The organism is Butyricicoccus pullicaecorum DSM 23266 (assembly GCF_900167005.1).
In the GTDB taxonomy this organism is placed as follows: domain Bacteria; phylum Bacillota; class Clostridia; order Oscillospirales; family Butyricicoccaceae; genus Butyricicoccus; species Butyricicoccus pullicaecorum.
In genome coordinates this window covers 1-22,773 of record NZ_FUXW01000024.1, presented here as the reverse complement: position 1 = coordinate 22,773, position 22,773 = coordinate 1, and the positions used below count along the sequence as shown (strand labels likewise).

General features: G+C 49.7%; 19 protein-coding genes and 1 pseudogene. 9 read left to right on the top strand and 11 right to left on the bottom strand.

The window, feature by feature from the left end; translation table 11 throughout:
* Window positions 1–234 precede the first annotated feature (234 nt).
* On the bottom strand, window positions 235–1,023 hold the full coding sequence (locus B5D52_RS15455) for a TIM barrel protein (protein WP_016146975.1): 789 nt from the start codon (window positions 1,021–1,023) through the stop codon (window positions 235–237).
* A gap of 95 nt (window positions 1,024–1,118) precedes the next feature.
* A complete protein-coding gene (iolG, locus tag B5D52_RS15450) occupies window positions 1,119–2,132 on the bottom strand; it encodes an inositol 2-dehydrogenase (protein WP_016146974.1) in 1,014 nt (337 codons plus the stop codon).
* A 451-nt stretch (window positions 2,133–2,583) separates the two neighbouring features.
* Here iolG and B5D52_RS15445 point away from each other — a divergent pair, with 451 nt between their 5' ends.
* The 6 genes from B5D52_RS15445 to B5D52_RS15420 all read left to right on the top strand — a co-directional run bounded on the left by B5D52_RS15445 (window position 2,584) and on the right by B5D52_RS15420 (window position 10,236).
* Complete coding sequence (locus tag B5D52_RS15445) at window positions 2,584–3,639, top strand: LacI family DNA-binding transcriptional regulator (RefSeq protein WP_016146973.1); 1,056 nt, start codon at window positions 2,584–2,586, stop codon at window positions 3,637–3,639.
* 12 nt (window positions 3,640–3,651) lie between these two features.
* The gene (locus B5D52_RS15440) at window positions 3,652–5,376 is read left to right on the top strand and encodes a sensor histidine kinase (protein ID WP_016146972.1); all 1,725 of its coding nucleotides are present in this window, start codon (window positions 3,652–3,654) and stop codon (window positions 5,374–5,376) included.
* A gap of 75 nt (window positions 5,377–5,451) precedes the next feature.
* Window positions 5,452–6,270 (top strand): substrate-binding domain-containing protein, encoded by an 819-nt coding sequence (locus B5D52_RS15435; RefSeq protein ID WP_207651150.1) that lies wholly within the window; start codon window positions 5,452–5,454, stop codon window positions 6,268–6,270.
* Window positions 6,271–6,290: 20 nt separating this feature from the next.
* Entirely contained in the window at window positions 6,291–7,808 is a 1,518-nt protein-coding gene (locus B5D52_RS15430) for a response regulator transcription factor (protein ID WP_016146970.1), read from the top strand.
* Between the two features lie 302 nt (window positions 7,809–8,110).
* Window positions 8,111–9,772: a solute:sodium symporter family transporter gene (locus tag B5D52_RS15425; protein WP_016146969.1), complete on the top strand. Its 1,662-nt coding sequence runs from the start codon at window positions 8,111–8,113 to the stop codon at window positions 9,770–9,772.
* Between the two features lie 296 nt (window positions 9,773–10,068).
* The gene (locus tag B5D52_RS15420; RefSeq protein ID WP_040332701.1) at window positions 10,069–10,236 is read left to right on the top strand and encodes a helix-turn-helix domain-containing protein; all 168 of its coding nucleotides are present in this window, start codon (window positions 10,069–10,071) and stop codon (window positions 10,234–10,236) included.
* Window positions 10,237–10,430: 194 nt separating this feature from the next.
* Here the strand turns inward: B5D52_RS15420 and B5D52_RS15415 are convergent, their stop codons facing one another.
* Window positions 10,431–10,754 (bottom strand): helix-turn-helix domain-containing protein, encoded by a 324-nt coding sequence (locus B5D52_RS15415; RefSeq protein ID WP_016146967.1) that lies wholly within the window; start codon window positions 10,752–10,754, stop codon window positions 10,431–10,433.
* Between the two features lie 135 nt (window positions 10,755–10,889).
* On the opposite strand from B5D52_RS15415, the gene B5D52_RS15410 reads away from it, so the two are divergent.
* Window positions 10,890–11,558, top strand: a complete 669-nt coding sequence (locus tag B5D52_RS15410) for a zinc ribbon domain-containing protein (protein ID WP_016146966.1) — start codon at window positions 10,890–10,892, stop codon at window positions 11,556–11,558.
* Between the two features lie 97 nt (window positions 11,559–11,655).
* On the opposite strand, the gene B5D52_RS15405 is transcribed toward B5D52_RS15410, so the two are convergent.
* From B5D52_RS15405 to B5D52_RS15395, 4 genes and pseudogenes are all read right to left on the bottom strand, one after another.
* On the bottom strand, window positions 11,656–12,216 hold the full coding sequence (locus tag B5D52_RS15405) for a hypothetical protein (protein WP_242825616.1): 561 nt from the start codon (window positions 12,214–12,216) through the stop codon (window positions 11,656–11,658).
* Between the two features lie 105 nt (window positions 12,217–12,321).
* Window positions 12,322–12,387 (bottom strand): annotated as a pseudogene (locus tag B5D52_RS16865) (zinc-ribbon domain-containing protein); the annotation flags it as partial.
* A gap of 48 nt (window positions 12,388–12,435) precedes the next feature.
* A complete protein-coding gene (locus B5D52_RS15400) occupies window positions 12,436–14,406 on the bottom strand; it encodes a zinc-ribbon domain-containing protein (protein WP_016146964.1) in 1,971 nt (656 codons plus the stop codon).
* A 371-nt stretch (window positions 14,407–14,777) separates the two neighbouring features.
* Window positions 14,778–15,158: a winged helix-turn-helix transcriptional regulator gene (locus B5D52_RS15395; protein WP_016146963.1), complete on the bottom strand. Its 381-nt coding sequence runs from the start codon at window positions 15,156–15,158 to the stop codon at window positions 14,778–14,780.
* A gap of 136 nt (window positions 15,159–15,294) precedes the next feature.
* Between B5D52_RS15395 and B5D52_RS15390 the strand changes: the two genes are divergently transcribed.
* A complete protein-coding gene (locus tag B5D52_RS15390; RefSeq protein ID WP_016146962.1) occupies window positions 15,295–15,786 on the top strand; it encodes a flavodoxin family protein in 492 nt (163 codons plus the stop codon).
* A gap of 212 nt (window positions 15,787–15,998) precedes the next feature.
* On the opposite strand, the gene hydF is transcribed toward B5D52_RS15390, so the two are convergent.
* Genes hydF through B5D52_RS15370 form a run of 4 tightly spaced genes read right to left on the bottom strand, consistent with a single transcriptional unit; the run spans window position 15,999 to window position 19,955 of the window.
* Entirely contained in the window at window positions 15,999–17,192 is a 1,194-nt protein-coding gene (hydF, locus tag B5D52_RS15385; RefSeq protein WP_016146961.1) for a [FeFe] hydrogenase H-cluster maturation GTPase HydF, read from the bottom strand.
* 9 nt (window positions 17,193–17,201) lie between these two features.
* Window positions 17,202–18,617 carry a [FeFe] hydrogenase H-cluster radical SAM maturase HydG gene (hydG, locus tag B5D52_RS15380; protein WP_016146960.1) on the bottom strand — a complete coding sequence of 472 codons (1,416 nt, stop codon included), beginning with the start codon at window positions 18,615–18,617 and terminating at the stop codon, window positions 17,202–17,204.
* A gap of 41 nt (window positions 18,618–18,658) precedes the next feature.
* Window positions 18,659–19,708 carry a [FeFe] hydrogenase H-cluster radical SAM maturase HydE gene (hydE, locus tag B5D52_RS15375; protein ID WP_016146959.1) on the bottom strand — a complete coding sequence of 350 codons (1,050 nt, stop codon included), beginning with the start codon at window positions 19,706–19,708 and terminating at the stop codon, window positions 18,659–18,661.
* On the bottom strand, window positions 19,701–19,955 hold the full coding sequence (locus B5D52_RS15370; protein WP_016146958.1) for a TM1266 family iron-only hydrogenase system putative regulator: 255 nt from the start codon (window positions 19,953–19,955) through the stop codon (window positions 19,701–19,703). The genes hydE and B5D52_RS15370 overlap by 8 nt, the downstream gene beginning before the upstream one ends.
* 880 nt (window positions 19,956–20,835) lie before the next feature.
* On the opposite strand from B5D52_RS15370, the gene B5D52_RS15360 reads away from it, so the two are divergent.
* A complete protein-coding gene (locus B5D52_RS15360; RefSeq protein ID WP_016146957.1) occupies window positions 20,836–22,668 on the top strand; it encodes a reverse transcriptase/maturase family protein in 1,833 nt (610 codons plus the stop codon).
* Window positions 22,669–22,773 lie beyond the last annotated feature (105 nt).

Sequence of the window (22,773 nt, the reverse complement as noted above, 5' to 3'; positions counted from 1 at the left end):
GCCATTGCGCCGGCCAGGGTTGCTGCCATCCATCTTTTTGCATACATAATCATACGCTCCTTTATCTTTCTACTACCATTTCACGCCGATACGTGAAAAATATCTTTTCGTCATGCTCATATCCTGATCGATATGAAACGAACACCTATACACCTTAGTTATGATTATTGAGTGCTGCCGAAGCCATTCGGGGTAGGGAAAAACGATCTTTGCGGGGCGCAAAAATTTTGCGGATTACTCAGTTGCCATAATTGCCTGAACAGCGGTAGCTGTGTCCACCTTAGGAATCAGCTCATAGCCGATGCGTCCGGTGTATCCACACTCTGCCAGGCAGGAGAATACCGCATGGTAGTTGATTTCACCAGTGCCGGGTTCGTGGCGACCGGGTGCATCCGCAACGTGGATATGACCGATCTGGTCGGCATACGCGCGGATGGTGTCGCAGAGAGAGCCCTCGTTGAGCTGCATGTGGTAGACATCATACAACACCTTGAGCATGGGCGAGCCGATCAGACGAGTCATTTCGGCTGCCATCTGGGTGTGTGCGAGGAAGTTGCCGACGTGGTCGGTTGTGATGTTGAGCGGCTCAAGATTCATGGCAATGCCGCTTTCCTCGGCGATTTTGGCACACTCGAGCAGCATGTCATACATCGAGCACAGCTTAACGGTATCACTCAGATCATCATAGTGATTGACGACGATGCCGCCCTCGCCGAGTGCGTTGGAGTGGATGGTCACACTCTTCGCACCAATTTTCTGTGCAGCTGCAACCGACTTGCGCAGAAAATCCAGATACTTTTCCTTGTGGGTGGGGTCGATCAGAGAGTAGTCTGCATCACCGTTAAAACCCGAAATACCGATGCCGGCAGCTTCAGCTGCTGCCTTGACTGCATCCAGATCCTTATCGGTCCAGCTCCAGAACTCTACATATTCAAAGCCGTCGTTTTTCGCAGCCTGAAAGCGATCCAGAAAAGGAATTTCGCTGTACATCGGTTCAATGCAGGCAGAACGCTCAAACTTCATAAGACTCAAACCTTTCTTTTGATATGGAAATTGGGAAAATTGCGCGGCTACAGAGTGCCTATAACCGCGCGAGAATGAAGAGAAAAGAGATTGAATTAGCCGTTTTCAATTTCTGCAATGCGAACCGGACGGCCTTCCTTGAGCGACTTGGTTGCCGCAGCAGCCATCAGTACCGGATACAGACCGTCTTCACCAGTCACCGGCGGCTGCTTGTCGTTCACAACTGCATCGGCAAATGCCTGCATCTCGGCAACGAATGCACCGGTGTAACGATCGAACATAACCTTGTAGGCCACGCCGTGTACTGCACCATCAGCAGTAGAGAGCACAGCCGTATTCGGGATATCATTCTGATCTTCTGCGCAGCCCTCAGAGCCAAAGACCTCGACGCGCTGGTCATAACCATAAACTGCCTTACGGCTGTTGTCGATAACACCGATTGCACCGTTTGCAAACTTCAGAGTGACCAGCGCAGTATCTACGTCGCCAGCCTCACCGATGCCGGGATCAACCAGTACCGAACCGATTGCATTGACCTCGGTAACCTCGCTGCCAGCCAGGAAGCGAGCCATGTCAAAGTCGTGAATCATCATATCATAGAAGATACCACCAGATACCTTGACGTAATCGACAGACGGCGGCTCGGGATCACGCGAGGAAATCTTGACAATGTTGACCTTGCCGACCTTGCCATCGCGTACCATGTCATAAACTGCACGGTGGTTGTGGTCAAAGCGGCGGCAGAAACCGATCTGCAGCTTAACGCCTGCTTCCTTGGCAGCATTGATTGCTGCATGCACCTTCGTGAGATCATAATCGATCGGCTTCTCGCAGAAAATGTGCTTGCCTGCGTGCGCAGCCTCAATGATGTACTTGGAATGGGTGTCGGTCGAAGAGCAAATCAGAACTGCTTCGATTTCCGGATCGTTCAGGATATCGTTTGCATCCTTGGTGCAATTCTGGATGCCATATCGCTTGGCAAACGCCTCGGTCTGCTCATTCATGAACGGGTCTGCGATGGTCTTGATTTCCATCTCCGGTACAAACATGGAGATATTCTTTGCATGAACCTTGCCGATACGGCCTGCTCCGATAATACCAACCTTCATTTTTATCTTCCTTTCTGAGTGATGTTACTCGTCCGAATTTGATTTCCGCTTATGTGCTTTTACACATGTGTGTCTTTGTGATTTCATTGTAGTATCGCGCATTGCAAATGTCAAATATAAAATCAAGGGTTGAACCGTCATAATATGAAGAGGAGATGGAAAATAATTGCAATGAATGTTTAAAAATTTCGTATTTGCTGTAAATTTGCGTATAATTGCATGAAATGGTGCATTTCACGATTTTACATCGTTTTTCTTGTAATGTTTGTATAAGGAAGGAAATAGTATAAATGAATATTACAACTTTTCACGGCATATATAACAGTGAAATTTGAGTTTTCTGCAGTAGAATATGATTTATATCAAAGAGTGCAAAAGCACATATATTCTGTGCGAATATTGCATAGATGTGATATAATAAAACAAACAACTGGAAAGTAGGGTAACTCATATGGGAAAGCGTCCAACCATTCAAGAAGTAGCTGAATACGCAGGAGTATCCCGTGGAACGGTGGATCGGGTGCTCAATCAGCGCTCATATGTGAAAGAAGAGGTGAAAGAACGTGTATTAGGTGCAATTCAAGTGCTGGGATATCTGTCGCCGCGGCAAGCGCACCAACAGAATATAGAAGAAGGCACAGATTTATCAGCGCCTTTGAAATTAGGTGTGCTATTGCCCAATTGGAGCGGAACATTCTATAAAGAAATCACACGTGGGATCGAAGCCGCGCAAAGTCGGCTTGCTTCCAAGCAGGTAGAAGTGCGCGTGCTGCGCTGTGAAAGTGATCTGCCCATTGAAGCCATTGAGTTATTGGAGCAGCTGAAGGACTGGGGGGCGGAAGGGATTGCGCTTTGTGCGCTCAACGATGTGGCGATCGAAGCGCAGATCGGCCGTTTGAAAGCATGCGGTATCCCTTGTGTAACGTTCAATTCGGATTTGCCGAACAGCAGCCGCGTTTGTTTTGTGGGGCAGGATTATGAAAAAAGTGGTCGTGTTGCGGCAGAATTGATTTATAAATGCACCGTGCACAAGGGTAAGGTGCTGGCACTGGCGGGAAATCTGGAATATTACGGGCACAATGCCAGATTGCACGGATTCTGCGCACATATGCACGCTCTGGGCTTTCCAACCGATCAGATCATAGTTAACGAGACATATAACGATTATCGGGTCACATACAACAAGGTGTTGGCGGCATTACAGGAAATGCCGGATATTATCGCGATATATATGGTCAATCGCAGTGTAACCGGGTGCACCGACGCGATTGAGACCAACGGTCGCACGGGGACCATCCGGGTGGTTGCGCATGATATGTCAGAGCGCACAAAATCCTTGCTGCAATCAGGACGGTTGGATTTTACAATCACGCAAGACATGTATCAGCAAGGTTATCAACCGCTTCTGGTGCTATTTGATTTGCTGCGCCGCCAAAAGCCCATTCCCAACACCCTGCTAAACAATGATATCGCAATTATTTGCGCACAAAATATGGATGGTACATAATCGGGGGATGGGATGAAATTTGGATTTCGGCTTCGGCTGGCGATCACCATTGTGATGGTCGCGTTTTCCTGCGTGATTGCAGTGCTGGCGGTCAACTATTATGATGCAAAAGAGCTGATCGAGGCAAATTATATCAAGACATTGGATGATAAAATCACCATACAGACCGAGCGCCTGGATGGCATTATGCAAGAAATGTATTTGGAGTCTCGGAGAATGGCCTATTCCGAAGAACTGCATAGGCAAATCACGCAATATCAGACCAGCGCAAAGGGCTATACAGATGGTATCCTCTTGTCTCAGAAGCTGGACGAGCTGCTGGACTTTCGTCAGCTGGATGCTGCGGTTTATCTGTACTTACCGCAATATCGGTGCGTTTTCAGCTCGCTTGCCTATAATACCGTGCGAGAACTGCCGGATGGAGCTATCCCGGAATGGGTTGTTGCGGCAGAAAATCCGTTTCAGCCGCTCTATTTTACCAATCGTTTTGCACGTACCTCACAGCATGTGTTTGCATATACCCATGTCGTGCAGGATGGGGATGGCAATACGATAGGGATGCTGTGTATCACCGTGGATGAGCGGCAGCTCTATTATGAGCTGCTGTCACCCTTGATGATCACAGAGCAGGAGACATACTGCCTGCTCGCACCAGACGGCACCATCTGTTCTGCGCGGGATGTGGGAGAAATCGGAAAACAGGCGGTGACATCGGCTGGATACGATGATCGGATGAATGCGCAGATTGCAGAAAACGATGCGCTGTGTATCAGTGTGCAAGCGCCGTTTACCGGATACCGTTTGCAATGCCTGAGCGATCTGGCTGGATTGACTGCGGCGCTGCGCACACGCCTGATCTATATGGGAATTGCAGGTGCAATTCTTTCGGTATTGCTCATTTGCGTTGCATGCAAAGCTTCGGAACGGCTGTCACGTCCGATTGATGAACTGGTTCGCGCGATGGATCAGGTTGGTGGAGGTGATTTCTCTGCTCGGGCGCACATCCAGACTGAGGACGAGTTTGAAACGCTTCGTGAGCACTTTAACAGCATGGTCTCTCGGATGGACACCCTCATGGAGCAGCTGGTTCAGGAACATACACAGAAAAAACAGGCTGAACTCAACGCGCTGCAATACCAGATTCGACCGCATTTTATGTACAATACGCTCAATTCCATCCGTTTTGCTGCCCGATTGCAGAAAAATTATAAGCTGGCTGAATTGATCGGGTCATTTACCGCGCTGCTGGAAGCCAGTGTACAGCGCAAGGGGGCGTTTCTTCCACTGTCGGATGAGATACAGCTGGTGCGCGATTACCTTTCGCTGCAAGCCTTCCGCTATTTCAACTGTTTCGAGACCATTTACAAGCTTGCGCCCGAGACACAGGGCTGCTTTGTGCCCTGTCTGCTGCTTCAGCCGATGGTAGAAAATGCGGTATTTCATGGCGTGGATACTAAGCGAAATGACAATGTGATCGAAATTTCCGCTTGGATCGAGCGAGATACGCTGTACCTATCCATTCGGGACAATGGAAAAGGGATGGAGACGAGCGGCGTTCTGGATACAGCCCAGGAAAGCCGTCGCTTGACCGGTATTGGTTTGCAAAACGTCGCCCAGCGTCTGGCACTATATTATGGAGAGGCGGCAGGTTTTCGGATCGACAGCCATCCGGGAGTGGGTACAACCGTGCTGTTTTATCTGCCTGTCAGTCATGATCCGGATGAATATACGGTGTGAGGGATAAATCGCGTGAGAATTTGTAGTATTGTTTTGTGTTTGCTGCTGTTGACCGGTTGCAGTAAGCTCACAGCCGTGCGGAATCGGCCGGAATATACAGTAAGTGTCGTGCTCAAGGCGCTTAACAGTCATTATTGGCTGGATATGCGCTCGGGCATGCAGCAGGCAGCAGAGGAATTGGAAATTGATCTGAGATTGCTGTATCCCAGCGGCGAGCTGGAAAATGAAGAGCAAAAGGCACTGCTTGAGGACGCATTACAGGTGGATACCGATCTGCTTTTGTTTGCACCATGCGACTCCTATGACACACAATGGGTCGCCGCGCGTGCTCAGGCTGAACAGATCCCGGTACTGACCGTGGATACCCGGGCGCTGGATGCATATTTTCCATACATTGGTTCGAATAACGAGCAAATCGGACACCTGGCAGCCGATTATCTGTCTGACAACCTGCAACCGGGAACTTCGGTCGTTGTCATGGCAGGCTCTGACCGGCAAGCCAGCCACATCGACCGTATTCGGGCGCTACAGGATGCTTTGGATCCGTCTATAACCATTACCTCGATCGTTTACACCGATATGACGCAGTTTGCCGGGTACCAGACCATGAAACAGATGGCAGATCAATCATTTGACGCGGTATTTTGTGCCAATTCAGTGATCGGACTGGGCGTGGCAACCGGGCTTGCCGAGACGGGGCGGGATATTCCTGTGATTGCAGTGGATACCCAGATGGATGCCTTGCAGGCGCTGCAAGACGGAGCTATGGATGCACTGCTCAGTCAGGATGGTTACGAGATCGGGTATCAGGCGATTTGCACAGCTGTGCAAACTTTGCGTACCGGAGCACTGCCGGAGGATATTCAGTTCACCAGTGAACTGCTTGAAAATTAGGAGAAAGAGGAGAGATTCCCATGTATCGTGTACTGTTGGTAGACGATGATATGATTGTGCGCATGTTTTTGAAAGATGTTGTCCGTTGGGAACAGTATGGATTTTCAGTGTGCGGTGCTGCACGGGACGGAGAAGAAGCGCTTGCGCTGTGTGAAGCGCACAGCCCGGATCTCATTGTGACCGATGTCAGTATGCCGCAGATGGACGGCATTGCACTTATTCGCCAGCTGCGACACAACGGATATGATGGGGTTATCATCGTGCTCAGCTGCCATGATGACTTTTCCCTAGTCAAAAGCGCGATGCAGGAGGGGGCAGACGATTACGCACTGAAAAACCATGTGGATGAGTGCACGATGCCTGCGCTGCTCGCCGATCTGCACCAAAAAGTGGAGACGCGCAGCCGACAGAGCAGGAAAAGACAGCGGATGCAATCGCTGGCGACCTGTGGCCTGCGCAGTCTCCAGCATGATTTACTGAAAGATATTTTAAGTGGTCGGTTAACCGGGACGGCACTGGTTGATCGCTTACAATTTGCCGGACTGCCCGGGAAATACCGGCAGATGATGGTAATTCTGGTGCGGTGTCTGGATGCGGGGGCTGAGCAGTGTGAGATGTTGTTTTCTCTGTGTGAACAGCGGATGCAGTCCGAGAAAGTTGCGTGTATCACACTCAGCCAACAGATTTTTGCAATGGTTTTGGATCTCACCGCCGTTGCTTCCGCACAGGAGATCAACTATTTGTATATACGCCTGGAAAACGTTGTACAATCCATCGCCGAACAATATCTCAATGTGTCGGTTGGTCTGGCAGCCAGCGCGGTATGTACAGGGGATAACACTTGGAACGATGCCCTGCGGCAGGCGTGGGATATGCTGCCGCACAGCTTTTACGGCAGCGGACGCTGGCAATATGGGCAGACCGAGGCGATGGCGACAGATATTCCCATGCCAATGCAGATTTTTTCAGAGGGGCTGGCGGATGCGTTGCGACAAAATGATCTGACAGGCATCCAAACAGGATGGCAGACTGCGCTGGAGGCAGCGCGTGCATGCAGCGTAAGTCCTAGTAGCCTGCTGGCGTGGTTGCGGCGCTGTGACCATACAGCGGGTGTGACGCGTACCGAGCATCGGTATAGCGAAGCATCGCTTTCGTTTGAGTGTTATGCCGCGTGCGTGCAGGACTATCTCGCGTGCCGTAAACAGGTGTTTCCTGAAGCCGTAAGCTCGACGATCCGCGAAGCCGCACAGTTTGTGCAAACACATTACACCGAGCAGATTGGCTTGCCCGAAGCCGCACAGGTGGCAGGTCTGACTGCGGGCTACCTGAGCGTACGGTTTAAGAAGGAAATGGGAATTGGCTTTGCCGAGTATCTGCTGGATGTGCGCCTGTCGCACGTGAAGCGCGGTTTGCGGGAAAGCGATCTGACGGTCAAGACGCTGAGCGAACAGGCTGGGTTTCAGGACTATCCCTATTTCTGTAAGGCGTTTAAGCGCAGGGTGGGTGTTACTCCAAAGGAGTACAGAAAACAAAACTAAAAAAAAGACAGTCTTTTGGCGCATGACACCGGATAGACTGTCTTTTTTTATGCCAAGAGCCGAGAATCGCAGGGGATATCGAAAAAACACAAGAAATTCCATATAAATGCCAATTTTGCAGGCATGCAGATTGCGTATAATCAAAAGCAGGTTCAGACATCACAGCAGGAGGTGAAACGGGCTGCCAGACGGAAAATATACGGTTAGATTCTGGTGCAGGTGAATTTCGAAATGCAAAAGCGTGTCGAAACCAGGGCTTGACCGTATGTTATGCAAAAATATACAAAGAAGGGGAACTTGAAATGGCATTTACATTGATCACATTTGTGTTTTTTACGGTATTGGTTGCCGTGATATCCTATGTCAAGACAAAGGGCGATGACCAGACAACCTCTACGGGGTACTTTCTGGCGGGCCGCGGCCTACCGGGTGTGGTTATTGCCGGTTCGCTGCTGTTGACCAATCTATCCGCCGAGCAGCTGGTTGGTACCAACGGGCAGACCTGGGCGGTGGGTATGAGCCCGATGGCCTTTGAGGTCATGGCAGCAACGGCACTGATTGTACTGGCACTCTTTGCAGCGCCGCGCTACTTAAAAAGCGGCATCACTACCATTCCAGAACTCATTGGTGAGCGCTTTGACCGGGGAACCAAGCTGTGGTTTTCCATCGCTTACATCATCCTGTATCTGTTTGTCCAGATTCCGGTTATCCTATATTCCGGGTCGCTGGTGTTTGAGAATATCTTCCATCTGTCCAGCCTGCTGGGCATCACGAAATTCCAGTCGATCGTTATTTTGTGTATCCTGATTACGATTATTGGCTCGATCTACGCGATTTTTGGTGGCTTGAAGGCAGTTGCGGTATCGGATACGATCAACGGTGTCGGATTGCTGATCGGCGGACTGATGATTCCATTTATTGCACTGCACGTACTGGGCAATCTGGCGGGCAGTGACGGCATCGCCATCGTGGATGGCTTCCGCTACCTCATGGACAACCATGCTGATATGCTTAACTCGATCGCACCGGCCGAGAGTGTTGCACCGGCGGTACCGTGGCCGACAGTCTTCCTGGGCCTTGTTTTCCTTGGATTCCAGTCCTGGTGCACTCATCAGTCGTTTATCCAGCGTGTGCTGGCGGCAGAAAACCTCAAGGAAGCACAGAAGGGCGCGCTGTACTGTGCGTTCCTGAAGATCATGGGCTTCATGTTCCTGGCACTGCCGGGCGTTATCTCCTACGCGATTTTTGAACTTCAGGGCACACAGGTTTCCATGATGGATGATGCTTACCCGGCGCTGGTTTCGCAGATTGTACCTCAGCCGTTGATGGGCTTTTTTGCAGCCGTCATGTTCGGCGCGATCCTGTCTTCGTTCAATTCTGTCTTAAACTCGGTCAGCACGATGTACACCATGGACATCTACAAGGAGTTCATCAACAAGGACGCGAGCGAACTGAAGCTGGTTTCGGTCGGCAAGAATATGGGTATTGTGTTTGCTGTCTTTTCTGTCATCGTCGGTCCGCTCGTCTATTTCTTCCCAGCAGGGCTCAAGACCTTCCTTGATTCATTCGTTATGCTCATCGGTCTTCCGGTTCTTTCGGCGGTATTCGGTGGCTTCTTCTTCAAGTACCTGCCTAAATATACTGCCAAGTTTATTATGGTATTCCATATTATCTGCTATGGTGGTTTCATGCTCATCGCACCGTCTTATTCTCTGCTGGGTGGCGGTGACGGTGAAATTCATTACCTTTATGCGGTTTCCATTCTGTGGCCGATTGAGCTGCTCATTATGTTCTTTATGAACCGTTCGAATAAGAATAAGGGCGTACAGGCATGGGTACAGAAAGATGTCGGAGCTGTTGACATGACACCGTGGAAGTACAGCAAGATTGTCAGTGTAATTGTTCTGGTGTGTGTGGTTCTGGTTTATCTTGCCTTTTCGCCTCTGGGTATTGGCGCGTGGTGATTCATCTCCAGACTATGTGTAACATACTTGCCTCATAAACTGTAAAACAAGTCAGCATGTATCGCATGCTGACTTGTTTTATATTTGTATCCATATGATTTCTCGGGATCGGAATGACTGTCTTGCAGAAATCGCAACAAATTATAAATTCAAATGGATAACAATGGTATAAGGTAAATGCAAATAGCGTGTGCTGAGAACACCAATTTGTAGGATCGTAAATCGCGTTATTAGAATATAATTGCATGCTATGCAAAGAACGACTTTAGAACGAGATAGGAGGATGATAGATGGGCATGAATCGCTTACTCAGCGTCAAGGAAGTTGCTGCACTGCTCCAGACCAGTCGGGTACAGGTGCGGCGTATGATTCAGAGCGGAGAGCTGGCTGCGCTCAAGGTCGGGCGGGAATATCGCATCCCGTTCGCAGCGCTCGAGGAATTTGTGCAGGCAGCACTGGAGTAAATGGTACGCATCGGTTGCGCATGGCTGCACAAGCAGATCTAATCTCACGCAAAATACGGTGGGATGTGTGGGAGATTCCCACGTGTCCCACCTCAAAATGCATGTAGATCCTTCGCTGATTTCTTGTGTCCAAAGCAATTCGTAACATGAAACAGCTCTTCCGTGCTTGGAATTGGCCTAGAAGAGCTGTTGACTTATTGCTGTGAAATTGTGCGCAGAAAAGCAGCCAGTGCGCTTTTTTGCTGACTATTTAACCGTTCGATCATACGTTTGAGTTCTTCGGCTTCGATGATGGGAGTCTGCTCGCTGGGGGTATCAAAAAAGTCTTTTAGGGTGATGCCCAGCGCTTCACAGACCAGAGCTAGATTTTCTACGGTGATTCCTTTTTCACCTAGCTCGACAGAGCGCAGAAAACTCTGTGACAGACCGCAGTTATTAGCTAGTCGGTTTGTGGTTAAGCCTTTTGTCTCTCGTAGGTGCGCAATGCGAGCCCCGATGCTCTTTTTTTCAAAATTCATATGACATTACCTCGTCCTTTTGTTATAACTTTAGCAAAAAGTCGAGTAAATATTTACATCTATAAAAATAAGTAGTATTATTATAAATATAAACAGTGCATTTCTATAGAGTTACCTGTGGAAGGGGGATTTCACATGAGCAAATTATGTGGAAACTGTGGGACGATCTTATCAGATGAAGCACAGTTTTGCAATCAGTGTGGTCAAAAGGCAGAGGATTGGATTACCTGCAAGTGCTGCGGAGCGCACGTGCCCGCCGGTACCAAATTTTGCACCCAATGCGGTGCACCGGTGTCTGATGGAAACCAGCAGGATTTTGGGGCGAATGATCTGGGCGGCGGTTTTCAAAATAGCCCACCACCGTTTTGGGCGAATACGCCGCGCAGGTGGTTTATCGGAAAGATCATCGTTGGTGTGACCGGAATTATATTTGCACTGTTGATTTTGGCTGTGATGTTTGGCGAGACAGGACAACAGGTCAGACAAGGCTATTTAACGCAATATGATGCATCCATCACCGTAGAAGAAGCGTTCGACAATCGCTTTCGGAATTGTGAATGGTCAACTGAACGTAAAAATGGTTCTGATTATGTAATATTTCATGGTTATGATCCTGAAATGTTGCTGGATTGGGTTGTGACGTTTACGGTATACGATGATTCGTTCGAAGTATCCCGGATTGAAGTTGATGGAACAGATGTGACCAGCGATATCGAAATGTACTATCTTTTAAGCTACATCTATACCGGAAATTTAGACGAGCTGATGTCAGATATGTTCCTAGCGGCGATGTTTTTAGCGTAGCAGATAGTATGCAAAAATAATCTATCATCAAAAAATAAATCCCTTACCAAACCGGTAAGGGATTTATTTTTGCATCAACAGCAGGTTATATCTAGTTTTACCAGTAGAATAAGCTGGAAATCATGCTGGACATTACAGCGGAGTAAATGATTCCGTATACGACCAGAATACCGAAAATCGCCAGACAGCCAATCGCGACTCTCGAGCCGGAAGGGTCAGGGGTCATATCATTGGCTGCGGCCTTTTTGCAGACATGCTCCATGTACAGCAGATTGAAATCTTTGCCGTATTGCAGGCACGAGATCCAAAACCATACACCAAGAACGATATTGACCGGGATCATCAAGGCTGAAATGCCGAAGCTGCCGGAGAGGAGAGAAACAAGGGAGAGAAGCGCCAAGACTGCGTATGCGACAATGGGAATCAACAGATATCGCAGGGTTTCCTTCCACATATTGCGATAGAAACCGTGGCAGATGGTCAGAAAGAGCGCCGGGAGATTGGGATTGCTGCTGTTTTTTGCGGCACACCATTCAAACTGGTCTAAGTAGTATTGCTGATTGCTGCCGAGAATGGGAGACAGATTGCGTTCATTCCAGTCGAGCGGGGGCTTGAAGGTTACGCGAGGCTGCGTCCAAGGCAAAACTAAATGCGCCAAATAATCTTTATGTACATACTGCGTATGTGCGTGCTGTGTATACTGGTTTTGCGTGCTTCCAGATGCGTTCGGTGCGTCTTGCTGTGTGCCTTCGGATGCCACAGGCTTTCCGCAGGCTGGACAAAAGCGGCTGCCATCCTCCAATTGATTTCCACAATTCGGGCAAAACATATTTTTCCTCCTTTATATGCGTGCGTTGCAACTCATTTTTAACATGCGTTAAAGAAATTGTGCCGTTGTATAGGACATTTCTTGAGCGCTCCAAACCTGTGTTACGTCATAAGCAATGGCGCGTTCTTCCTGTCCTTTACGGTAGAACAGTGTGTGATCCGCGATATAAAGCCATTCATCAGCCCCTATGCGCAAGACTTGCTCACAGGCTTCGGCCAGCTGCTGTTTTTCTCCGTTTTTCCAAATGAATGCATCTGACGCGTTTGGTTCTGATATAGGATCTTCGAAATAAAGCAGCGTATCATCTTCGTAGCGCTGATAGCTTGAAATGTCATGTACAATGGCAGTGGTTGTCTCACCGTTCCAGCAATACAAATCTGCCGATTCAAACGGGTCAATCAGTTCGGCGGAGTAATTGGAGAAGTAATACAGACGATCAGGCGTTGTTTCATAATAATAGGGGAATGCATTACTGTCGATGGTTTTCGGCGAAACTAGCTGATCATCCTGAATGGTGTAGCCAATCAACGTATCTCCGTATGTATCCGGGTTGCTGCTGCGGAACACAATGTTGTTTTCGTTCTTCCAGACATAGGACAACTCTTCTCGATGTTCCAGCATATCGAGTGAACGCGGGGTAGCACCGGAGAAGCAATATTGGAAGGTGGTTGGTGTGTTGAGGTAATATGCTCGCAGCCAAGTGCTCACATCACTCGCCATTTCGATCTCTTCCAGCTTTAGTTCTGCTTTGGGTACGGAAGGTTCCTTGACATATACGACCAAACCGTCAGGACAAACCTGTGTGTTGTGCGGGGAGACGTTATCACAAATACAAGTCGTTTCCCCTTCGGTATATACATACAAGCCCGTCATGCTCGGTGTTAATACCTGGCTTTGCAGTTCCTGACGCAGTCGATTGCGCCAACCAATCCATTCATATTCTATACGTGCTGCTTCATAAGCGGCTGAGTCGATAACGGGTTCTCCGGCAGAGGTGACAGTCGTGTAATCTGATATAGAAGGTTCAGACGCGTTTAAATCACTTTGCAGGTTTTCGTCAATGACATAATCGTACAGCGTTTTTTCTGTGGATTCGGTTTTGGTGTAATAAATTGCGCCTGAATCATTCACATCCAGAACCGTAGAGGCATCGGTGATGATCTGCTGAAATCCATCCTTCGGATTGCCGCGATGGATAGTATAAGTCACGCCGTCGGCGTTCAGCTTGGAAAGTACAATGTCGGACAGGTCTTGTGAGAAGTACAGAAGTTCATAGATTGCAGATGCCAATTTCTCCGACTTCTGAGTGCCGAAATCATAGCAATATAAATCGCCGTTCCGACAGAAAAGCAGACCATTTTCACAGCGGACATAGTGATTTGTGGTGCCCTGATAGGTGAGAGAGTCGACACCCTTCGCGATATCAATCGTTTGACCTTTGTCATACATTTGTAGCGAAATAGAAGAGATTGCCGAAGTGGGATTGTCATAGCTACTGTATACAATACGGTCGTCGGGCAGTATTTCCGTTTCATCGATAATCGCCTTGGGCGCAATTTTTTCGATATTGGAAGCGGCACGGTCAGACTGTCCGCGCAGTTTGGATAGATCGACCCGGTAGAGGTCGGCAGTGGTAGACAAATCATCCGTATAGTTGTAATGATTCCAGAAGTAAAAGTACTTACCGTCGGTATCAAAATTTGCGTCCGTCCATTCGCCAATCCCTTCTTCTAAGGTGATTTCGCTGCCATTTCTCTGTGATTGGTTGAGCAGCGTCAAGTCCTGATCGCTTATGTAAGCACAGTAGGATTGTCCGGTGGGGGTTAGCAAATGCTTTGCGGCAAAGATTCCGGCAACAATCAATAGAACGGCGATAATGCCTGCGGGAATCAGCCAATACTTACCGCGCTTTTTAGGCTTTTGTTGGGGCGGTGGATCGATGTGCAATGCTTGTCCACATTGTGGACAGTGGTTAGACGGTTCGGAAATTTGTGCACCGCAGTGGGGACAAAATGCCATGAAAACTCCTCCTTTTGATACTCTTTCAAAATAGAGATTTATATCTATAATAATACTATTTATATCTATAAAAGTAAATAGGGGAGCGTGTGTTTGGGCGCATAAATGCCGAGACCATTCATAAGTGAGACTGACGAAATACGAGATACATATTATAACAATGAAGCCGAAGGAGAAATCCTTCGGCTTTTACTTTATATATAAGGAGCTGATCCCAATGAAACCCCGTTACATCTTTTCCGGCTGAGTATGATTTTCAGCAGCGTATTAAGGAGAAAATGAAGTACCGTATCAAATCCTGATTACTCCGTAAATATTGTTCAGTTGGAGAAATATATGCCTATTTATATCAAGGGAAAAGCTACTATGTACTACCTAGAAGTCTCTGATTCTTGGAGCAGGCACTGTGGACAATGGCTTTCTAAATTAGAAAAATCCTGCATATACTGGTTGCCCCAATCTCGCAGCTGCCGCAACAGCTCCAAAAGCTCCATTCCTGCGGCCGTCAGCCTATATTCCACTCGAACAGGCACTTCATTATACTGTTGACGACTGAGGATGCCGTAATGTTCTAAACTTTTGAGCGATTGTGCAAGCATAACATTGGTAATACCCGGAACAGCTCGTTTGATGGCATTGTAGCGCCATGGAGTGCCGTCTTTCAATAAGCAGATAATATTTAGTTTCCATTTTCCGCCAATGATATCCATGGTCAAGCGCAACGGGCAGAGGTCGTGAAAGAAAGAATCCATAAGAATGCCTCCAGGTTAGAAATTTCTTACCACATTCAAAAAAACTGCGTTCTTGCGCTAAGCGCAGGAATTGCTATACTGGTAAGTGGTATAGAAAGTATACCAGATATTTTTATGAAAGCAAGAGGGTTGACGCATGCAAATTTCCATTGTATATGACTCTAAAACCGGTAATACTCAGGAAATGGCGCGATATGTGATCGAAGGTATCACATCAGTAGAGGGAATGAAGGCAAAGGCCTTTTCCATCGATAACATTGACGCCGAATATGTCAAGAATAGCTGTGGTTTAATTGTGGATACACCGACATATAACGGTTATCTATCGGCGCGTATGAAAGCATGGTTAGAAAGCGGACCGGCAGCACTGCAGGTAGCTGGAAAGCTGGGCGGTGCTTATGCCACGGCAGCTTTTATCCATGGTGGTGGAGATTTAGCGATCCAGTGCATCCTTACGCATTTGATGGTGGATGGCATGATGACTTACTCAGGCGGTCAGTCCTATGGAATGCCGGTGATTCATCTGGGTCCGGTGGCAATTGCACCGCAGCTAGAACAGTTTGCAGACTTGTTCCGGACCTATGGGCAACGTATGGCGACGCAAGCAGCAGCATTATTTAGAAACTGAGATCACACGATAAATATAGTAGTGAATAGAAAAGCAGGCTAACTGCAATCAACTTGTGCCCAGCCGTATCAATATTACCGCACAGTGGACAACATCAAAGTTTGTCAGAGTGACCATATCCTGCTTTTCATGGTAGAATGGACGAAAAAACGTATAGACTGGACTTTTTCGACAAGCTAAAGGGGTGTTGCAATTTGCAGCACCCCTTTTATCTACGGCAGCAGCGCCGCCAAAGACGGGAACTTTTCCAGTGAACGTTTTAAGATACCGTGAACTTGGGCAATAGCTGTGCCATAATTGGTAAACGGTACGCCGCTGTCGGCGGCGCATTTGCGCCGGTAGTCTAGCTCCCGGCCGTTGAGCATGCAGCCACCGCAATGAACCACCAGTCGGCAAGGCGACAGATCCTCTGGGAACTCCCGGCCGGAACAGGTGTCAAACTGCAAATCGGCACCGCTGTATTCCCGCAGCCAACGGGGCAGCTTCACCGTTCCGATGTCCTCGCACTGACGGTGATGGGTGCAACCCTCGGCAATGAGGATACGGTCACCGTCCTGCAGTGCGTTCAGCGCCGCCGCGCCTCGGACGGCATCCTCGAGAAAGCCCTTGTACCGAGCCATGAGAATGGAAAAGGATGTGAGAGGCACATCCTCCGGCGTGGCCTTGGACACCACACCGAAAACCTGAGAATCGGTCACCACCAAAGCCGGTTTCCGACCCAGACGTTCCAGAGCCATGGGGTATTCGGTCTCCCGGGTCACCATCGGCATGGCCCCCGCTTCCAGAGTATCTCGGATGACCTGCTGTTGGGGCAGGATCAATCGTCCCTTGGGGGCTGATTTGTCGATGGGCACCACAAGGATGAGAACATCTCCCGGCCGCACCAGATCGCCCACCAGTTTCCCGGTCTGCTCCCGGGTCTTGACCAGCCGGGCTACGCGCTCCTTCAGTTCCCACACGCCGTCACCGGTCAGGGCACTGACGGCCAAACCATCGTCCTCCGCTGTGGCCCCCAGATCGGCCTTGTTGTAGGCTACTATATAAAGAATATTCTTGTCCATAAGCAGCTGAATAATCTGCTCATCAATTGCCGTTTTTCCAACCGTACCGTCCACGACCAGAACGGCGCAGTCTACCCGGTTCAGCGTGCGCTTGGTCTGCTGGACTCGCAGTTCGCCCAATTGCCCTTCATCATCAAAACCCGGTGTGTCGATGATGACCACCGGCCCCATGGGCAGCAGCTCCATGGCCTTCTGAACCGGGTCGGTGGTGGTGCCCTTGACCTCGGACACCACCGACAGCTGCTGGCCGGTCACCGCGTTGACGAGGCTGGATTTACCGGCATTTCTCCGGCCGAAAAAGCCAATGTGAATCCGTTCCGAAGACGGGGTATCATTCATGCTCATATGCTCACCTCAGAATCGGAAATCACGGATGCCCTGCTCGATCTTCTGCAGATGATCGGCACAAATCTCCCGAACCTTGTCCTTGGGAATGTTTTGCAGCTCCGCTTGAATCAGGGCTTCACCGATGGCCTTGGTTTCCGGGGCAGCGTAGTCCATCAGGTACTCCTTGAGGGTCATCAGGGCATTGGGGTGGCAGCAGTTTTGAATCTGCCCGCTCTTGCACAGACTCATAAACCGGTCGCCGGTGCGGCTCTCCCGATAACAGGCCGTGCAGAAAGACGGGATATAGCCCAGTTCCATAAGCCAGCGGACCACTTCGTCCAGCGTTCTCTGGTCGGACACATCAAACTGCTCCGTGTCTGTCGGACGCTCTTCCTCCTCATATCCGCCGACGGAAGTACGGGAGCCGCCGCTGATCTGGGACACGCCCAGAGGCAGAACCCGCTCCCGCACGGTCTGTCCCTCTCGGGTGGAGATAATCATGCCAGTATAGGGTACGGCGATACGGATGAGGGCGCAGATCTTGGCAAAGGTGTCGTCGCTGATGCCGTTGTCAAAGGCACTGGGATCGATGTCGTCGGCGTGCTTGACACGGGGAACACTGATGGTGTGAGGTCCGACGCCATGGACGGCCTCCAGGTGTTCGGCGTGCATCAGAAGGCCCGCAAACTCATAGCGATATCGCTCCAATCCAAATAGCACACCCAAGCCCACATCGTCGATGCCGCCCTCCATAGCTCGATCCATGGCCTCGGTGTGGTAGTCGTAGTTGTGCTTGGGGCCTGTGGGATGGAGCTGCTCATAGCTCTCCTTGTGGTAGGTCTCCTGGAACAGGATATAGGTGCCGATGCCAGCCTCCTTCAGCATCCGGTACTCCTCCACGGTGGTGGCGGCGATGTTGACGTTAACGCGGCGGATATCGCCGTTCTTGTGGTGGATGGAGTAGATGGTCTTGATGCACTCGAGGATATACTCGATGGGGTTGTTTTTAGGGTCTTCACCGGCCTCAATGGCCAGGCGCTTGTGACCCATGTCCTGCAGGGCAATGACCTCGCGGGCGACCTCTTCCTGCGTCAGCTTTTTCCGGCCGATGTGCTTGTTTTTGGCGTGGTAAGGACAGTATACACAGCCGTTGACGCAGTAGTTGGACAGATACAGGGGGGCAAAGAGGACAATGCGGTTGCCGTAGAACCGCAGCTTGATCTCCTTGGCCAGGTCGTACATGCGCTGCAAACGTGTTTCATTCTCACAGGCCAGCAGTACCGATGCCTCTCGGTGGCTCAGGCCCTTGCAGTCCTTAGCCTTTTCCAGAATGGCGTCTACCAGTTGCAGATCGTCCTTGTGGGCGTCAGCATAGGCCAGCGTGTCCAGAATCTCCTGGTGGTCAATAAATTCCGTGGCTTTCATGGAACGGGGATTGTACATTAAAAATTCCTTCTTTCTTGCAGGTCAGAGTGTCTTACCTGTCAGAGTGTGGGGGCATCGCCCCGGGCAACAACGGCTTCATAGCCGATGGCTTGTAAATTTCTTCGCAGCTGAGCCAAACCATTGGCCGATTCGGCACCGGTAGCCAGCTTGTCATGGTATAAAAGATATTTGCTCCGCACATCGGCGGGGGACAGATTGGGCATGACGACGTTGGCACCGTGGAGAATGCCTCGCTCCCGGCCACCTTCTAATGCCGTGCCCAATGCCGTGGTGGCAGGAAGCAGAACTTTGGGCAGCAGCAGCCGCACCATGGACAGCAGATATAGGGTCAGCTCCGCCGAGCCGTCCGGTTCGTTGGCAAAGGGCGTATCCCGGTGGCGTAAAAATGGACCCATGCCCACCATATGAGGCTGTAGCTTCTGTAAAAACTGCAGGTCCTCCACTAGATTGGCAAGAGTCTGGCCCGGAGCGCCCACCATCATACCCGCGCCCACCTGATAGCCGAGGTCTTTGAGGTCGTACAGGCAGCGGATACGGTTTTCCAGCTTCAGCGCCGGCGGATGGAGGCGGCGGTAGTGGCACGCGTTGGCCGTCTCATGGCGCAACAGATACCGGTCAGCCCCGACCTGTTTGAGCGCTGCATAGCTGTCCCGGCTCCGCTCGCCGATGGATAGGGTCAGGGCGCAGTCCGGGTGGTTTTCCTTGATGGCCGCAATCAAGCTGCATAATTTATCATCGGTCCACCAGCTGTCCTCGCCGCCTTGGAGCACAAAGGTGCGAAAACCCAAGTCATAGCCCGCGTCGCAGCAGGCCAGAATGACCTCCGGCGTCAGACGGTATCGCTCGGCCTTCTGGTTGCTGCAGCGAATGCCACAGTAGTAGCAATCGTTTTTACAGTAGTTGGTAAATTCAATGAGACCTCGCAGATAGACCCGATTGCCGAAGGCCTTGCGGGCTGTCTCCACGGCGGCGGCGCGTAAAATCTCTGCCGATTCTGCCGTCCGCTGTTCCAACAGGGTCAACAGCTCTCCGCCGGTCAGAGCCTCCCCCGCCGCCATCCGGCGAGCCAGCGCAACGGCTTTATCCACGGCTGCCTCCGGTATAGGCCGTCTTGGAGCAGACGCCGGACAGTTTGCCGATCTTCCCGGACATGGCTGAAATCACATCCTGAGGTGCATCAACAGCAATGCTCATGATGTTCACTTGCTTTTCTCGGTAGGGGATACCCATACGGCCGATGATATACCGGCGGTACTGGTGCAGGATATCGTTGAGTGCTTCCACAGATTCCTCGTTTTCCACGAGAATGGCCAGCAGAGCGATACGTGTTTCCATGGTTTGTCCTCCTTGTGGCTGACATACAAAAAGCCGCACCCGGAGGGTACGGCAACGCCAGCGCACCCCATGGGGTGCGCCTGTTCTCTGCCGAACCTTCCATCGCAAAGGACTTTTTGATGTCAGGATCTTTTTTGATACGATTCTACCCTATACAATATCATAGGTTTGATCCCTTGGCAATCCCTTTTCTTTCTATGATTTGTAGGCGTATGATACTGATTTATCGCGCGTCCAGAAGCGCCGCTTTTCATCCAAAGGCGGTGTGCGGGCATTTTGGGAACCCGGCTTTAGCAAGCCGGTAAAGAAAAGTATCAAAGACGTGAAAAGCGTCACTTTAGCGTCATCCGATTTACCTCGGAGGGAAACCACAAGGGGGACAATAGCGTATCGGAAAAATCGCAAGTTGGGAAAACCATCTACCCACGACTGAGCGGCAAGACGCAACATTGTGAATGAGGAGCAAGGCTAAACTGCTTTAAGGGCAGTCCGAGGCGGGATACTCGACCCGACGGCGCAGGATGGTTGTATTCGCCGTATGTCATAGCGGAATGTGACAGGTAAACACAGACCGCACGATACTTATGACAGCCAGCCGCAGTAAGCGGAAAAGGACGAAAACCCACTACCGACATCACAATACGCTTTTCCCAAAGTGTCTAACTGGAGATTGCCTAAACCGGAACGCCGGAACTATCCGGCTATGCGTAATGCCGCAAGGCGATAAATTTCAAGGGGTAAAAACCCAAGAAAGATGACGCTGAATATCCGGCATGGCAACGGAGCCTCCGTAGTAGTCCGAGGGCGGGAAAGCCGTCTACATGGCGAAGGGAGGCAGGATGTCAACCAATTCATAAAAAGGAAAGGTGCGTGAGGCATTATGAGAAGTCCTGAAAATGTGTTGGAAAGCCTAAAATCCAAGGCGTGTAACAAGAGTTACAAGTACGAGCGGTTATACCGCAACCTGTACAATCCACAATTCTATCTGCTGGCATATCAGCGGATACAGGCGAAACCAGGCAACATGACAGCCGGAACAGACGGCAAAACCATTGACGGAATGGGAATGGTAAGGATAAACGCCCTCATTGAAAAGATGCGGGATTTTAGTTATCAGCCTAACCCGGCAAGGAGAACGTATATCCCGAAATCCAATGGGAAAATGCGTCCTCTGGGGATACCGTCATTCGACGATAAACTGATACAGGAGGTGGTGCGGCTCATCTTAGAGAGTATTTATGAGCCAACCTTTAGCGACTATTCCCACGGTTTCCGTATAAACAGAAGCTGTCATACGGCACTCAAATATGTGCAGAAATATTTTACGGGGACAAAGTGGTTCGTTGAGGGAGATATAAAGGGCTGTTTTGACAACGTAGACCATCATGTGTTGATTGCTATTTTGCGAAAGCGGATTGCAGATGAACATTTCATCGGTCTGCTCTGGAAGTTCTTGAAAGCTGGATATATGGAGGATTGGAATTATCACAATACTTATTCCGGCACTCCGCAAGGCTCCATCATCAGCCCTATCCTTGCAAACATCTACATGAACGAACTGGATAGCTATATGGCAGAGTATGCAGAGAAATTCAACTGCGGAAACCGCCGTAAAATCAATCCTGCGTTCAAGAAGAAGCTGGATGTCTGCCGGGGGAAAGAACAAAGGCTTAAAAGAAATCTCTCTAAAATGAGCGAGGAAGAAAAAGAGGGCTTAATTGCAGAAATCCGGGAACTGCGGCGTAGTCTGAAATCTATGCCGTATAGCGACCAGATGGACGATAGCTATAAACGGATTTGCTATATCCGATATGCCGATGATTTCTTAATTGGAGTTATCGGCAGCAAAGAGGACGCAGAACAGATTAAACAAGATGTAGGCTGCTTTATCCGGGACAAACTCCATCTGGAAATGTCCGAGGAAAAGACATTGATTACTCATGGACACGACGCTGCGAAGTTCTTGGGATATGAGGTCACAATCGCCAAAGGCGAACACAACAAAAAGACCAAAACCGGGGCTACCAGACGGGTAAACAATGGAAAAGTCTTACTTTATGTTCCCCATGATAAGTGGGTAAAACGACTGTTCTCCTACAATGCCCTCAAGATTAAATACGACAAACAAAATGGAAACAAAGAGGTTTGGGAACCTGTCCGGCGCACTCGCCTGTTGCACTTGGACGATTTGGAAATCCTAAACCAATACAACGCAGAAATCCGTGGATTGTATAACTACTACCGACTTGCAAACAACGTGTCTGTACTCAATAACTTCTACTATGTAATGAGATACAGTATGCTCAAAACCTTTGCTGGAAAATATCGGACACGAATCAGCAGAATTATCCGCAAGTACCGTCAAGGGAAAGATTTTGTTGTGGAGTATCCGAAGAAAAACGGCAAGGTGGGAAAAGTGCTGTTCTACAATGACGGTTTCCGCCGGAATACCAAAGTAGAAAGCGGAAATCCCGATATAGTAGCACGAGCCGTTGAGAATTATGGACGCAACAGCCTGATTAAAAGACTGCAAGCGAACCAATGCGAGTGGTGCGGCGCAGAAAATGTGCCGCTTGAAATACACCATGTACGAAAACTCAAAGATTTAAGTGGCAGAAAACAATGGGAAATCGCCATGATTGGGCGTAAGCGCAAGACAATGGCACTCTGCGTCTACTGTCACGATAAGTTACACGCTGGGAAATTAGACTGACATCTGGAGAGCCGGATACGCTGAGAGGTGTAAGTCCGGTTCGGAGGGGAGTTCTCGGAAACCTACCATAGCAATATGGCAAGGCGCCGGGTTCTTACCCTACTG